A 15,230-nucleotide genomic window follows, 5' to 3' on the forward strand; every position below is an offset into this window, starting at 1 on the left:
TCAATAATAATTTACCAGCCTTCATTTTGTGTAAGGGTGGGCAATGCAGTTATTTTACCTTGCGGAACCGGGAACAGGTATCGCTTCGGTGTAAATTTCAGGGGCTGCCCGTTGTTGTCAGCCACTTCATACAACTGGTAAGCAGTTCCATCAGAATTAATTGCAATTCCGTGTGGCATTCCATTTAGCTCAGGTATGGCGAGGGCTGAATTTGCATAACCTGGTTTTAAACCACCGGACAGCTGCATTCCCCATCTTAGTAATGACCAATACCTGTCGCCTGTTTCAAGAATCAGTTCTACATGACGCTCTCTTCTGTAATCGCTCAACAGATCTTCTCCGGACGAAGTAATAGCATTTGTAAAGCCTCCATGCTTCTGATATGTTTTGGTAATGTATGTTTTTGCTGTTGCTTCGTCGCCCAGTTTTATGCATGCCTCTGCATAGTTAAGATAGGCCTCACCAAGACGCAATACGCTGTAACAATAATCTGTAGGATCTGAATACCACAGTTTCTTTGCCTGGTAAACATACTTGTTGAACAAATAGCCTGTTTGTGACGCACCGCCATTTATATTTCCCCCGTTAAGTGGTGAAATATTCGATGACACATTTCCGTTGGCTCTCAGGTATGCCCAGTTCTTAAAATACTTTGAGCTGTCGTAAATAATTGTTGAATAAAACCTTTTATCCCTGCGCTGATACATTTTCTCATATACACTTTTCCCGGTCGCGATAAAACTGGTTGCATCCCATTTACGTTCTCTTCCATCAGCATCAGTTACCAGGTAATCATCCACAAGATCTTGTGAAGGAACGTAGTTCATCCATCCTTCAAGAGACTCCTGCAATGGAAATTTCTGCATGGCTGTTGCAGTGAGCTTAGAAGCTAACATATCTGAATTAGCAACCAAAGATTGCATCGGCGTACCGTCGAAACTTGTGTTGGTACTTCTGCGTTCATATATCAATATGTTTTCCGGTGAGGTGATCGCAGAACTGTATTCGTTGAACAGATGCTCATAATCATCCAGCGAATATTGGTTAAGCGCAAAAAGTGCATTGCCGGCAGTCTTTACAGCTGTGTAATAATTGTTGTCGTTTAAGTACGCACCTGCCTGCAGGGCCACTCTCATCTTCAAGGCATAAGCCGCTCCTTTTGTTGCACGGCCTCTTTCATTTGTAGCAGGTAGTAAAATGGCCGCGCTGTCAAGGTCACTTAATACAAAATCGTACGTTTCCTTAATGCTTGAACGGGGGATGTTAAAATCACTATCTACAGTCAGCACATCCTTCACCAATTGAACGCCACCAAACCGGTTTGCAAGGAAGGAGTAAATTGAAGCTCTCAAAAAATATGCCTCACCCAAAAATGTATTTTTCTGCAGTTCAGTCAAAGGTGATTTTGGGATATTCTGAAGGATCAGGTTTACACTTCTGATGTTGCCAAACTGTGACCAGCCTTCATCTGCATACCTGTCAATCTGTTCTGTTTTTTCGCCAACATGTCCACCGCCCCATGGTTGCGTTTTCACACTTTTTGTTATTGCATCGTAATCCCATGAAAATATGTAGCCCATGCAATTAGCGTAACAGTTATACACGTAGCCCTGGGCGAGACTGAAATTGCTCCACACATCATCCCCGGTATATGAGTTAAGTGGCTTGGTGTCCATCACTCTATTACAGGATATATATCCGAGGGACAAAAAAGTTATAATATATAGAATGTACTTCATAGTCAAATTGTTTAAACTTTCCAATGATTAAAAACCGACCCTGATACCAACAGAGTAAGTACGGTTTACCGGATAAAAGAAATTGTTGTTGTTTGCCAGCTCCGGATCGAAATACTTTTTAACAGATGAAAAAGTGAGCAGGTTTGTTCCGCTGATATGGGCAGACAGGTCACTGAATATTTTTGTTTTCACCCATTTTTTGAAGTTGTAGGAAAGGGTCAAACTTTTCAGTCTTACAAAACCTGCATCCTTTAACCAGAAGCTGCTGCTGGTATAGTTATTAGATGAGTTCATGGTGCTGTTACCAGCTCTTGGGAAAGTGGCTGAAGTGTTGCTGCTTGTCCAGAAATCTTTCTGAAAGTCAAAATTGATGCGGCCTAGTCCTTCACCACCCTGTAAGTAATTTCCGAGGTAAACATCACGCTTGCCTGTTCCCTGAATTAAGGCGTCCAAGCGAATGCCTTTGTATTCTATACCGAACGGTATACCAAATGTAAACCTGGGAGATTGAGACAGCCCCAGTCGGCGAAAATCCTGCGCATCAATCTTGCCATCTCCGTTGGTATCCTCAAGCCATACGTCACCTACACTTAATGCTGTTGAAGTCAACCGGCTCGGGTTATTCAATATATCAGCATAATTCTGGTACAGACCATTGGCGCTATACATTGCACTGTAATAATTCTGATTAACACCCCATGCTCTTGTATAAGGATTGGTTAATGTAGCACTGTCTTCATTGGTACGTTCCCATAAATAATTAAAGTACGTGCCATTAATTCCAACGTAACCCTTCAGGTCTTTGCTGGCACTCCAATTATAATTTAACGAGAAATCTATGCCTTCTTTACGTGTTGCAGCATCCGTAAGTACCTGGGGCAGACTTTGGCCCAATGGGTCGGTATATCTGAATGCAGGGCTGCCTAAAATGTTTTGGGTCCTGGTATAAAAATAATCAACGCTTCCTGTCAGTTTTTTATTCAGCGTTTCAAATTCCAAACCAAAATCGCGTGAACCGGTTTTGAACCATGTAATATTCTGGTTAGAGATTGTAAGACCTCCTTCATAATAGCCATTCTGCAGATTTCCATTCGCAACATATGCCTGGCTGGTAACGCCATATTGCGGAATGTAAGCGTATTTGGTACCACCAATGGAACCAACCTCACCGTACGAAGCTTTAAATTTCAGGTAAGAAAATACATCTGTCAATCGTAATTTCTGGTAAAATTCTTCAGATGAAATAATCCATCCGGCGCTTATTGAAGGGAAGAATCCAAAACGTTTTGAAGGGGGAAAGTAGTCAGAACCATCATAACGTCCGTTAAGTTCTAAAAGATATCTTCCCGCATAGTCGTACTTAATTCTTCCTACATAACCAACTTCGCCCCATTCGCTGGCCGATCCGTCATTTGTTTGTGTTGATGCGTCACCCGCAAACATTTGATCTATAGCAGTAGAAGGAAAGTTTGTTCTTGATGCACTGAACCATTTGTTATTGCCGCCACGTACTATTGAAACAAATGTGGCGCCAATATTGTGTTTGCCAAAGCCTCTGAAATAGTCTGCCTGGAACTCTGCATTATAAGCTTTTGTATCACTACTTGTCTGTGACAAAGATGGTTTAGGTGTAGGATATATTGTTCCGTCGGTATTATACTGTGTGGCCAATACGTTAAATACTTTGGATGGATTGGATGCAATGGAATAATCACCCAATACTCTAAAACTTAGCCCTTTCACCCTGGGCACATTCCAGGTAAAAGCAAGGTTTGCATCATTGAAGAACGTTTCAGATCTCGCATACCCCGGCGAGTAGATTTCCGCGAGCGGATGATCCACCAATCCTGCCAGTGTACCATCCTTGTTATATGCCGCCTCAAATGGGCTTTTAGCAACTATATGGCTGAATATGGAGGCTGAACCTGCAGGTGGTTGTGTAGAATAATTGTAATAGCCATTTAAAGCAAAAGCAACATTTAATCCTATCTCATCAAAGTTTGAAACGATCTTGCTGTTGTAAGAGAACCGGTTTACTTTAAATGAATTGTTTACGTAATTGCTTCCCTGGCTGAAATATCCCAACCCTACATAATATTTTGTCTGACTGCTTCCTCCGCTTACTGATAAATTATGAGATTGTTGAAGCGCAGTCTTTTTAAAGGCCAGTCCATACCAATCAGTATTGGGATACAGCGCAGGATCCAGGCCGTTCTTGATCGTATCCAACTGACCAGGAGTGTAGGCTGAATACTTGCCATTGCCAACGGATTCACCAATTGCATTTGCCACAAGCGCTTTGTCGTAAGCGTTAATTAATTTCGGGAAATAGCTTGGCGTATTGAAAGCAATATTGTTGGAGTAGACAACTGCAGGTTTACCTGAAACCCCTGTTTTTGTTTTTACCAGAACGATGCCTGCACTTGACTTAGAACCATATACAGCCGTTGCAGCAGCGTCCTTTAAAAAACTGATATTTTCAATATCGTTAATATTCAGGTTAATAAACGTTGCCTGGTCACGGATTATACCATCAATAACATACAACGGAGCCGTTTGGCCGATTAAGGGCTCACCACCTCTGATCGTCATAGAAGGAACACTGCCAGGCTCGCCTCCGCTGAAATTTACAACAACGCCCGCAGAGCGGCCAGCCACAGCTGATTGAATATCTGTATAAGGAGCATCTTTAAACTGGTCGGTTTTTAAAGTACTAACTGCACTTGTTACTTTTTGTTTCGACTGTGTACCATAGCCCACAATAACGACTTCAGAAAGATTAGCAGACACTTCCTTCAACGTAACATTGATCGTACTTTTTTTATCTACTTTTATTTCCTGCGTCGCGTATCCTATGATGGTAAAAGTGAGTGTTGCATTTTCGTTGACTTTAATCACATAGTTACCTTTTTCATCACTTATCACACCAGCACCTGAGCCTGTAGAAACACTCACATTTGCAACAGGCTCGCCCTTACTGTTGGTAATTGTACCACTTACCTCTATAGTGGTATAATAACTGTTCAGCGCCTTCAACACAATCAGGTTGTTACCCATAACAGTATATGTAAGGCCTGTGTTTTGCAATAACTTATTCAACACCTCTTCAATATTCTGGTCTTTCGCATCAACAGTTACCTTTACATCCTCCGGTAACAATAAATTGCTGAAAACGAACCGGTAGTTAGATTTTTTTTCAACTTCTTTTAAAGCATCTTCAAGTTTAACCTGGTTTAAATCAACCGTCACTTTTTGCTGGGAGTAAGTTTTAGCAGAAACCTGGAGGGCCGTAAGAAGGATAATGAAGGCAGTCATTTTCATAATCATAAGCACTTTTAGAGCGCCACAAAAACGCGGCGGCCTGATGAAGGGGCCATTTTTTTTCATAATTTAGTTTTGATTAGTTTAAAAATGCGCAAAGGGTTAACCTTTGCGTTCAGGGAGTAGTGGCTGCAACCACTGCTCCTTTTTGTTTTCCGGGGCTTAGGGTTAAAATTATTTCGTCATAATATTGTTCAAATGTTTTGACATGTAGATAAAATGCATTCGATTTGACTAACAGTAAGTTACCGGTGCCTTTACTTTGAAATAGTTATTTCACGTCCGTTGATTTTGTAATTGAAGTGATACGATAGCTGAAGGGATTTCAACACTTCATCTATTGACTCTCTCTCGAATATTGCTGTAAACGGATATTGGGCTACAACTGCATCAGCAAAAATGATTTTTACTTTATACCAGCGTTCCATTCTGCCCGCAAACCGGGAGAAGGTTTCATTAGTGATCTCGAATTTATTTTCCGTCCACGCGGTTTCAACAATCACATTCTTCTTGTCATAAGACAATGAGTCCAGCGATAGGTGGTTTTGAACAGGGTGCTGATCGTTGAATACCGGAATTACGATCTTTTGATTGGGCTTAAGAATAATCTTTTCTCCATTCCGTTTCACGGTGAGTTCAATCTGTCCTCTAACCAGTGTAGCTTCGGATTGCTCACCCGGATAAGCTCTCACATTAAACATTGTTCCCAGCACCTTTATGTCGTAGTCATTAACATGTACAACAAACGGAAGCGCCGCATTATGCGTAACGTCAAACATTGCTTCCCCTTCCAGCACTACAGACCTGTTATCAGTACCAAAACCCTTTGCCAGCAACAATTTTGATCCGGCATTTAAATACAACCTGGTGTTGTCCGGAAGAAGCACATACTTGCGTTCTCCCTCAACGGAAACTATTTCCCGCGAACTATCAAGCGGCTGTTGCTGTGCAAGCTCAGGGCCTGAATTTGTTTTTGTACTGCTGCTATAGCTGACTGCAGACCATACCATTACCGCGAGTGCAAGAACCGCAGCAGCATATCCTAATACGCGCCGGTAGTTAAAAGAACTTTTGTGATTACCGATCTGAAGTTCATTGTCAATCGCAACGTTTTCATTTTCATCTTTTACCTGGAATGCATATTCTTCGGTAAGCATCAATCGCAATCCTATTACCAACTTGCGGGCTTCATCAATGATTGGCAGGTCATTGGGGTGCATTTCAATATACTGCTCCCAATAGACGATGTCTTCATCGTTCTTTGCAAGACAATAATTGATAAATGAATCGTCAATCGTTAATTCTTCTATCCGGAGCTGTTGAGGCATGCAGTCGTTTTTATGATAGACGAAAGAAGCAGAAGTTTTTACCAGTTTTTTTGCAGAATATTTTTATTTTTTTTGAGAAAGGCAAAAATGTGAAAGTCAATACTATACTATTCCATTTACAAGGCATAAGCCTAGCAAGCTGATGATCACACCAAATTCCATTTTCGGGGAAACAGCCTGCAAATCGGCACGCAACAGCTTAACGCCTTCAAAAAGATTATTGTATACGGATCTTTTGCTGAGACCTGTGCGCTCTGCGATCTGTTCTGTGGTGAGGCCTTCGAAGAATTTGAGATAAATAACATTGCGGCACCTTGCCGGCAGATTGAAGTAGGCTTTGCGGATATTGGCAATCAACTCGGTGCTGGCCTGGATCTGTTCAATTGTTTCCTGTACAGAAGGGGAAGTCTGAAAATCGGGCAGATCACTGTAATTGATCATTTTTTGCCTGGATGCACTTCTATGTAAATCTATCAGCTTTCGTTTAAAAGCTACAGAAAGGTAAGCTTGCGGATTGTCGATAGATGCAGGATCCACTTTTTTCTCCAGCAGGTCCAGGAAAAACTGGTGAATCGCATCTTTCGTTTCTTCCCTGCCATAGCCCAATCGCATGCCAATGTTAGCGAGATGAAGGTGGTAAGTACTGTACCAGTTATTAACATGCACGGAAATTTCCTGGGCCTCATTCATGGGAGCAAACGTTCAATAAATTGTCAACTAAATTTGTCTTTTTTGTTACATCGGCCAAACACAAACGTTTGCATAAGTTTTTTAGTGCATGTTTATCGGCAGTTTAAATCGTTGGCTGGGCCGTGAAGAAAAACGTCTAAGTGCACGTCGCCGCGCCGCAGCTTCTCCGCGCCCGCCGCGTGAAACTCACCTACAGGCTTCTCCGCAACCGCCGCGAGAAATCCATCTACTTATTCGAAGCAACACCCAGCTTCTTAAAAGCCTTAATCACTTTTTCAGCGATAATTTCATTGCCCTTATCAGATGGATGCAATCCATCATAGGTAACGTTTATTGCCGCCGGCGGATAAGGATATTCGTCAGTTGCGGGATTAAAAGGTATTTTGGTGGATTCGGGATAAGTGTAGTTTACATAGTTGCCTGTCTTCGGATCTTTCAGACGCTTAAAATTGACGAGCCGTGTGATATCAAGCTTCTTATCATGGTAAAGATCAACAACAGGAATGTGTTCTGCTTTTCCGATGGCAATCACAGCTGCTGCAAATGATTCCAGCGATTGACCATTCTTGTCTTTATAAGAACCATACGCATTGTTGGTGGCATCGGCCAAATACACAAAATCGTTGCGCTGCATAGGTGTGATCAAGACTATCTTGGCTTGCGGATTTAACTGGCGAATCTTATCAATAATAATTTTGAATGAGCCATATGCAGTATTCGTACCTGTACCGTTTTTGTAATCATCCATACTGCCGACAGGACGCCCTCCCCACCAGTCATTCGTGCCCAGGAATACAGAATAAACATCAGCTTTTACCAGACCGAGCTCTTCGATATGTGTAGCGATGTCAGTTGACTTCCAACCATTGTGCCCCTGGTTGATATAATGTACATCGGGCATGCCCGCAGTAACGCGACTTAAGTATCCTCTGGTTACACGATTGCCGGTTTCATCAGCATGATCATTCAGGTAAGTGATGGAGTCGCCGATGGCTACCCAAACTGTTTCTTTTTGTTTGAAGGAATAAAGTGCAATCAGCGTGACTATAAACAACAAGTATTTTTTCATGGCTTCAATCTGTAGTGTTAGATTTCGAATGTACAAAAATTAGAACTCTGAAACCCGGTAAAAAAGACTGCTTTTCCCGTGGCTGAATTCTTTGCTTCTTTCTTTAATTTCTGTGCTTCAGTGCATCAGTGGCAATAACAGTTTCTTGTGCCTTGCGGCACTGGCTAACCATATTTTTTACCACAGAGGGAAAGGAGTTTTTTCACGGAGTAGCACTGTTTTTTTTGCCACAGAGGCACTGAAGCACAGAGGCAAGCAAGGCAACTCTTGTAGTTTTTTTGTTGCAGAAAGATTATTGATCAGCAAGCTTCAACTCAATGCTTCCACCTTGTGGTTTGATGCGATACAAGCCTCCATTTGTCGATTTCTCAATACTGCCTTGCATTGCAGTTAACTTGTATGCGTGACCATCAAATTGATAATTGGCGCTTTTATCGCTGATGTTTTGCAACGGCGTCTTTGCATCTGGTGCAACATACAGATCTAAAAACCAGTCAGCAGTTTTGCCCTTTCCAGTGATCGTCATTTTATTTTCTTTCAAATCTATTTCAAACGAGCCATCACCTGCGGGCCATGAAACATGTGCCGTTGTGTTGTCTGTATTGGTAAACGCAGGATCGCCGCCATGAACGGCCACTTCCTTGCCATTCTCATTCATCATTAAGCGAAAGCCTTCAAGGTTGTTTGCTTTACCCCATTGAAAACCATCCACAACAGGCAACGTATAGAAGAAGCTTTGATTAACTTTTGTTACTGCGTTCAGGTATTTATCAGGAACTGTTTCATTGAACAGGTGAATATCTGCAATGCGCAGGTTGCCATTCTTCCAAAGCATATTCAGGCGATAGAACCTGCTGTTATACCAGATCGTTTTTTGGTCGCTATCACCCAGATCTTTGGTCACGGTAAAAGTAGTTGCAGGCGTTACCTTGTAGGTGTTACTAAACCATCGGCCAGACTCACTCATCGTCTCCACACGCACTTTACCTTCCTGCTTCATCCGCGCAATAATCGGCATCTGCATCTCCAGTCCCTTTTGCATGCCGGCCCATGTAAAAGAATTTTCCTGGCCAGCCTGTGTATAGTTAAAGCCCAGTGCCGGATCTGTAGAGAAAACCTGGAAGAACCAGTTGATCCATTGTTCATTACCGCCCCCATGCTTGTACACCGGCTCCAGCGTGGTTACCTTTCTGCCATCTGCATATTGCCTGATCGGATCGCTGCCCAGCATTCTGAATACCGGCACCGGCAACTGCTTTTCCACATGTTGCGCGGGCATGTATGCATTAACGCGGCTGGGGTAGTATGCCTGGTTCCAATAGCCGCCCCAAAGCGTAAAGCCATCTGTACCCACCTGGTCCTTACAGTTTGCAGAGGCAACAATTTTATACTTGTCATACATGTAATTGAGCGAGTGCGCATCAATAACCCAGGATGCTACGGACTTTGGATAGTAACCGAAGATCTTCTTGAAATCTGCGAAATACACATCAATGATCTTTTCGCGCTCTGCAGGTGTATAGCCCACAGAAAAACCAACATCCGAGTGCCAGTCCCACGCAAACTCACCTCTCCATTTAATACCGGCTTTTTCAATCAACGGTTGTGGAAGCTCCCACCAGGCGCCGATCTCAAATTTATCTTTCGGAAGGCTTTTTAGCAGTTGTTGATAATGGCTGTCGATTAATGCATCATATTGTAATAGAAAAGTACCACCAAGCTGGTATTTGTTCATAAGTTCTATTTGCTTAACAACTGTTTGGTACAATACATCTTTGGTGATGGCTGAATCACGAGGTTCTATTTGGCGAATGAAATTGACGATGTTGATGATGCGAGGTGAAGGAGATGCATTGCTGGTGTTTGATTGGGCATGAAGTGAGATTGTTCCTATGAACAAGGAAAAAAGAACTACGGCAAGCAGACGATGTAAGACCATGATAGAATGTGGTTAAAAGTTTGAGGGATAAAAATAGTGGGTTGTGGGGAATAAATCGTGAAGGGTGAACTTTTTAAAAAGAAGGCAAAGAAAATTCTTTTTCAATTTGCTTGCATTTTTCACAAAACCAAAATATTTTAGTAGTAAACTTTTTTGATCCAAACCTGGTAGAAGCTAGCCTTTACCCGAAAGAGTGTCAAAATGAATCTTAGACCTTCTCCTATCAGATGTTGCAATTCGGATTTTGTTTGCTGTTTCATATCATCAGCAGCAGTACTAAGTATGCCCTAAGAATGGCTTATAGCCTTTGTGAAAATTTGTCGGCCGATCTACAAACTATAATGCATTCTTTAAAGTAAAAATTGAAGATGCCAGATGTATTTGACAAACTAGCAACACATTTCTTTAGGCCTTCGATTAGATATCATATTGAAGTTTATTGCTTGGAAAAACTGCCGCAAGTTGCAAATTTGAATCGATTTAGCCTGCTTATGGGTTATAGTCAAATTTTAGGACAACAGACAATAACAGAGCTATGTCGAAAATATCTAAGTTTTCGAAGCCATTTCTTCAACAGATGGAAACTTGGCGTTACAGAACCTTATTGAGATATACTGTCCCTATAACTAATGATTAGGGCCGTTGTATGTTTTTCGAACTACGCGATTAGGTTTAAATTTTCTTGATAATGTTAAATAATACATACCCATGCTTAAAGTTAATTCATCATTCATTGCTTATGTTCTGAAAACAGCACTTATATTGATACCATTCACCTACTCATCATTGATTCAAGCCCAATCCCAGACACCTATAGTGCATTATGAAACCTATGACTATCTAAATGATGCAGACAAGGTGTCATTAAAAAAGGAGAAGTTCGACTCTCGTGTAGGCCTGAAGATCATCAATGTAAATAAAAAGTTAGTAGACATTAATAAGGATATTAATAAGACATCATTTAATGAAGAAACACCTGCACTCTTCGAAACCTTTGCAAAATCCACTGCACCTGCACCTGCAGCTGGTGGTAACGGCCTAGCGCCTGCGGCCCTTGCCGTTTTTAATAACAACGATATCTTACAGTCTAATATACCAGAACCATTACGTACAAAAATATCGTCATTTCAGCAAGACTATACTCGACTTGGCACGACGCTAATACAAAACGATGGTCTATTAAAAAAGTTTGGAGAAGAATACACGCATGGCAAAGCGATACTGCAATATCACAGCGACCTTATTTCCTTGCAGAACATATGCAACCGCGCGTTCAACGACATACTTAACGATGTTAACAACCTAACTTTGCAAACGTTCACTAATGCAGCGTTGGTACCTATACCAGCCGACAAAGCACTACTTTTAATTGGCTCAAATTATACTCAAAACCGAGGCATTGTGAATCGCTATATTACTAAGACCATAGACAATGCTAAATCCTTTTATGACCAAATCAACGCAGCATTTTTACCAAGTAATCTTGATAAACTGTCTATTGAAGAGAAAGCTTTGAAGGACACTTTGAATTCGATAGAAACGTCGCTTAAGCGAATTAAAAATCCAAATACGCAAACACGAAACCTAATTGATGCAGCACACAGGACTAAATTATCCAACGATTTAGGTAACTCATTAAAAGACTTGGAAGAACTCTTTGACAAAGCAGACATCAACAAATTGTATAAAGACTTGGAAGCGCTTGGCTCTGCAGGTCGAACCGCTTTATTTGACACATATGATTGGTTCAATGTCAGCAACTATACTTACTATGTGTCCCCACAAACAATTGACAAAGACCTAACAGTAATTTCTGTGGCAATTGAACCCAAAGAAAATGTACCATGCGGCCCACTGGCCAAATCGTTCGAACTGCGGGTGCGTGCTAAAGGAGGAATCAAGATTGATTTCAGTACCGGCCTGTTTGCAAATTTTGGCGGCAACAATTTCCTTGATCAAACCTACCGATACGATTCTGTAAGTGGACAACCGGACAAAAACGTTATTGTCCAAAACAAAACAAAGAATATTATCTTTCCCTCTGTAGGCGCGCTGATGCACATATACAAAAGAAATGGTAAGGATGCCCATTTCTCTGGCACTTTCGGTATCAGCACGAAAGATTTGGAAACGATAAATTATCACTTGGGGGGCTCGCTAATCTTCGGCTATTCACAAAGATTTATTTTATCGGCGGGTGCGACACTTACCAAAGCTACTCTTATCAGTGATAGCTATGAAGTAGGCCAAGTGGTGAATAAACCAACTGAAGGGGCTGTAGTACCTACCGATACCTTTAACAGACTGGGATTTTTCGTTGCTTTCTCGTATAATTTAACTGCTAAATAGCAAGTATTATGTATAAATCTAGCAGAATCGTGCCGCTTTGGATTCTCCTTGGGTTCCTGTATCCAAAATCACTAATAGCTCAACCAAGCACGGATAGTTTGGTTACTCTTTGTCTTGCCCAGTGCAGCAATAGCACAAATAATGTCGTTGCTAATTGTTTTCAATCAACCACTTCATTGGTCCGAACATCTCCAATTCGGGAATATGATGCAAACCCGTATGCAGAATTTGACTTAGTGATCGCAACCCTTAAGAAAGACATCAATAATCCCTATCCTCTTACTTATACTTTCCGCTCTTGCGAGCAGGTTTGTAATGCAGCCTCGGTCATGATAGATACCAGCCGCTTTATTTTTTACAACCAATTTTTTCTAAATAACCTACATTCTACTTCTGCAGAACTTAAATGGATTGTACGCTGTATCATAGCGCATGAAATTGGGCACCACATTCTTGAGCATACTCTTCCTGGTTCCGGAAATTTGTATCCCGAACAAAGAAGGAAGCAGGAATTATTGGCTGATTATTTCAGCGCGTTTGTAATCAAACAATTTCCAGGTTCTACACTTAATAATGCATTAGCTGGCATCAATGCCCTCGACCCATCGCAATATATACCCCAAAACGATCTACAGGAGACGAGTGCAGAATACCCAACGTTGGCCAACCGTAGAAAAGCTATTATTGAGGGATTTACGCAGGATTCTACTAACCCATTGCGGATTGCAATGTTCAAGAAACTGGATAGCATAGGTGTGCGTAACCTGCAAAGGCTTGGAAGCACGATCATCTTGCGTGAGATTGACAAACAAATTTCCTTTAATAACATCAAGGAAGCACGGGAAAAACTAGCTCAGTTGGAAAAGCAAAAATCTTTGAGTCCCGCGGAAAAAACCGCTATAGGCAATCTAAAATCGCAGATAGATAAACTTAACAACCGGCCAGGCCAATCTTCCATTGATAATATACAGTTGAACGAAACGGATATTGAAAACCTCAAAAATCTATACGATAATATAAAAAATAGCACACAACAGGATGATAAAAAGAAAGCTGAAAGTCTGAAGAAAACAATCCAGGAACTAGAAAAAAAGAAGCAGGAATGAAGACTGTGACTTTGGCGAAGAAATCCTATCATGTTTGAAATGACAAAAGCCCTCTCTGCTCCAAATATTAGAATAGTCATGCAATACCCCAAGTATGCAGGGAGGTTCATGCGCGAGGCATACTTGTGCGAAGTAAAATAAGCGTTTAATCTTAGGCACAAGTACGCCCACGCCTAGATGCCACTATATAAAATTGCGCCAGGAATGTGAATGGCTTTTATTTAGAATGTTAATAAAATCCTTAGTATGTATCGAATTAATGTGTTAACAATTTGGTTAAAAAAACAAATTAAAAAAGAGCAAGACAGTTCTTACAAAGCGATCTATTCTATAATATTAGGATTAGCTGTTGGGCTATTTGCCGGATTTCTATCACAAGATGTTGCTTTCAGCTCTGTCATCACTAAAATTGGCGGATTGGGAATTTCAATAACTACAATTGTCAGTGTTTTTTACTATTTGCATAAATATGATGAAATAGAAACGAGAAAAAGTGATTTTCTAACACATATTAGTGACGTAATAGACAACCAAGAGGATGCAGAAAACCATGAAGACAAAGCTTTATATCTTTCCGAAATTAAGCCTGAGATTTTGCAAGACATTATTATAGACATTTTAAAAAATAAAATCACCGAAACTACGTCATCGCCTCAATGAAAAGAAAATGGAAAAAAAAACGGTTAAATTGCTATTACTGCTGACAGCGTCTGCTGCAATTTCTTTTATTTTTTATTTACAAGGGGCTAAATTAGAACTGAAAGAAGCTGACATTTCTAAAGCCAAAACAGATAGCTTTAGAATTGCTCTTAATTATAAAGATTCACTAATTCATTTTCTTAGAGATAGTTTTCATTCAAATAAAAATACTGCCAGTGCAACTACACCTCAAAATCCACCAGTCATTATAAATAATATTCCTTCACAACAGCCGGGGAATAAATCTCAAATTCCTATTGCGTTTTATGATAGTATTGCAGGCTTGACTGAATCAATTGGCAAATATCTATCCAGTTTACCTTCCCCGAATATCAGCCGCGTTTTACCGACAAAAAATATTGACACATTGTGGTTACTAAAGCTAAAAAAGATTTATAACGACAGTTTAAATACAAAGCTAAATGTGCTCTGCAACAATGCTATTGGTATCGCATTAACACGTTCACGTAAAGACACATCACAAACATTAGGTATAATTAAATCTCTGGTCACCGAAATTAATAATGATCTTATAAAAAATGAACATTTTATAAGTGACGCAACAAATATTGTCATAGATGAAAATAAATCAATAACAGACAAAACAAATAGTAATACAATTTCAATTTTTTACAAAATTTATATGGACGACCCTCTACGTCAAAAGCTTGAAAGTCTAAATCAATTTTTGCTAATTACGGACTCAAGAATCGATATTACATCTTTGATTGTCAAATTAAAAGACCTTTGCTCAATTAAAAACGGATACTATACTTACTTCAAATAGACTACCTACAACTGCAGGACTGGACGGAAAGCAATTGAGTTTCACAAAATCTAAATCTTATATTTGTCCCCACACATTCTTACAACTATGGCGGAACATACCACACACCTCGGAGAAAAAATAAAGCATTTGCGCGAAATGCTCGGTGCGACCGTAAAGGCAATTTGATAAATATTCTTTAGCAAGAATCAGGTCAGATCCAC

At 40.6% G+C, this 15,230-nt stretch carries 10 protein-coding genes; 4 read left to right on the forward strand and 6 right to left on the reverse strand.

Annotation, left to right across the window (positions count from 1 at the left end; translation table 11 throughout):
- Window positions 1-11: 11 nt before the first annotated feature.
- The 6 genes from QTN47_RS15050 to QTN47_RS15075 all read right to left on the reverse strand — a co-directional run bounded on the left by QTN47_RS15050 (window position 12) and on the right by QTN47_RS15075 (window position 10,086).
- Window positions 12-1,739 carry a RagB/SusD family nutrient uptake outer membrane protein gene (locus QTN47_RS15050; RefSeq protein ID WP_369330213.1) on the reverse strand — a complete coding sequence of 576 codons (1,728 nt, stop codon included), beginning with the start codon at window positions 1,737-1,739 and terminating at the stop codon, window positions 12-14.
- A gap of 27 nt (window positions 1,740-1,766) precedes the next feature.
- The gene (locus QTN47_RS15055; protein ID WP_369330214.1) at window positions 1,767-5,126 is read right to left on the reverse strand and encodes a SusC/RagA family TonB-linked outer membrane protein; all 3,360 of its coding nucleotides are present in this window, start codon (window positions 5,124-5,126) and stop codon (window positions 1,767-1,769) included.
- 191 nt (window positions 5,127-5,317) lie between these two features.
- Entirely contained in the window at window positions 5,318-6,388 is a 1,071-nt protein-coding gene (locus QTN47_RS15060; protein ID WP_369330215.1) for a FecR family protein, read from the reverse strand.
- A 102-nt stretch (window positions 6,389-6,490) separates the two neighbouring features.
- Complete coding sequence (locus QTN47_RS15065) at window positions 6,491-7,078, reverse strand: RNA polymerase sigma factor (RefSeq protein ID WP_369330216.1); 588 nt, start codon at window positions 7,076-7,078, stop codon at window positions 6,491-6,493.
- 226 nt (window positions 7,079-7,304) lie between these two features.
- Window positions 7,305-8,147 (reverse strand): SGNH/GDSL hydrolase family protein, encoded by an 843-nt coding sequence (locus tag QTN47_RS15070; protein WP_369330217.1) that lies wholly within the window; start codon window positions 8,145-8,147, stop codon window positions 7,305-7,307.
- Between the two features lie 292 nt (window positions 8,148-8,439).
- Window positions 8,440-10,086, reverse strand: coding sequence for a hypothetical protein (locus QTN47_RS15075; RefSeq protein WP_369330218.1), 1,647 nt, complete (start codon window positions 10,084-10,086; stop codon window positions 8,440-8,442).
- A 708-nt stretch (window positions 10,087-10,794) separates the two neighbouring features.
- Here QTN47_RS15075 and QTN47_RS15080 point away from each other — a divergent pair.
- From QTN47_RS15080 to QTN47_RS15095, 4 genes are all read left to right on the forward strand, one after another.
- Window positions 10,795-12,435 carry a hypothetical protein gene (locus QTN47_RS15080; RefSeq protein ID WP_369330219.1) on the forward strand — a complete coding sequence of 547 codons (1,641 nt, stop codon included), beginning with the start codon at window positions 10,795-10,797 and terminating at the stop codon, window positions 12,433-12,435.
- 8 nt (window positions 12,436-12,443) lie between these two features.
- Window positions 12,444-13,541: a hypothetical protein gene (locus QTN47_RS15085; RefSeq protein ID WP_369330220.1), complete on the forward strand. Its 1,098-nt coding sequence runs from the start codon at window positions 12,444-12,446 to the stop codon at window positions 13,539-13,541.
- Window positions 13,542-13,787: 246 nt separating this feature from the next.
- Complete coding sequence (locus QTN47_RS15090) at window positions 13,788-14,201, forward strand: hypothetical protein (protein WP_369330221.1); 414 nt, start codon at window positions 13,788-13,790, stop codon at window positions 14,199-14,201.
- A gap of 7 nt (window positions 14,202-14,208) precedes the next feature.
- Entirely contained in the window at window positions 14,209-15,027 is an 819-nt protein-coding gene (locus QTN47_RS15095; protein WP_369330222.1) for a hypothetical protein, read from the forward strand.
- Window positions 15,028-15,230: the final 203 nt, after the last annotated feature.

The sequence above is a fragment of the Danxiaibacter flavus genome (assembly GCF_041060425.1).
In the GTDB taxonomy this organism is placed as follows: Bacteria; Bacteroidota; Bacteroidia; order Chitinophagales; family Chitinophagaceae; genus Danxiaibacter; species Danxiaibacter flavus.

Excerpts from the sequence above, each read along its gene's own strand:
- QTN47_RS15050 (WP_369330213.1), bottom strand. The coding sequence starts at position 1,739 with ATGAAGTACATTCTATATATTATAACTTTTTTGTCCCTCGGATATATA.
- QTN47_RS15055 (WP_369330214.1), bottom strand. The coding sequence starts at position 5,126 with ATGAAAAAAAATGGCCCCTTCATCAGGCCGCCGCGTTTTTGTGGCGCT.
- QTN47_RS15060 (WP_369330215.1), bottom strand. The coding sequence starts at position 6,388 with ATGCCTCAACAGCTCCGGATAGAAGAATTAACGATTGACGATTCATTT.
- QTN47_RS15065 (WP_369330216.1), bottom strand. The coding sequence starts at position 7,078 with ATGAATGAGGCCCAGGAAATTTCCGTGCATGTTAATAACTGGTACAGT.
- QTN47_RS15070 (WP_369330217.1), bottom strand. The coding sequence starts at position 8,147 with ATGAAAAAATACTTGTTGTTTATAGTCACGCTGATTGCACTTTATTCC.
- QTN47_RS15075 (WP_369330218.1), bottom strand. The coding sequence starts at position 10,086 with ATGGTCTTACATCGTCTGCTTGCCGTAGTTCTTTTTTCCTTGTTCATA.
- QTN47_RS15080 (WP_369330219.1), top strand. The coding sequence starts at position 10,795 with ATGCTTAAAGTTAATTCATCATTCATTGCTTATGTTCTGAAAACAGCA.
- QTN47_RS15085 (WP_369330220.1), top strand. The coding sequence starts at position 12,444 with ATGTATAAATCTAGCAGAATCGTGCCGCTTTGGATTCTCCTTGGGTTC.
- QTN47_RS15090 (WP_369330221.1), top strand. The coding sequence starts at position 13,788 with ATGTATCGAATTAATGTGTTAACAATTTGGTTAAAAAAACAAATTAAA.
- QTN47_RS15095 (WP_369330222.1), top strand. The coding sequence starts at position 14,209 with ATGGAAAAAAAAACGGTTAAATTGCTATTACTGCTGACAGCGTCTGCT.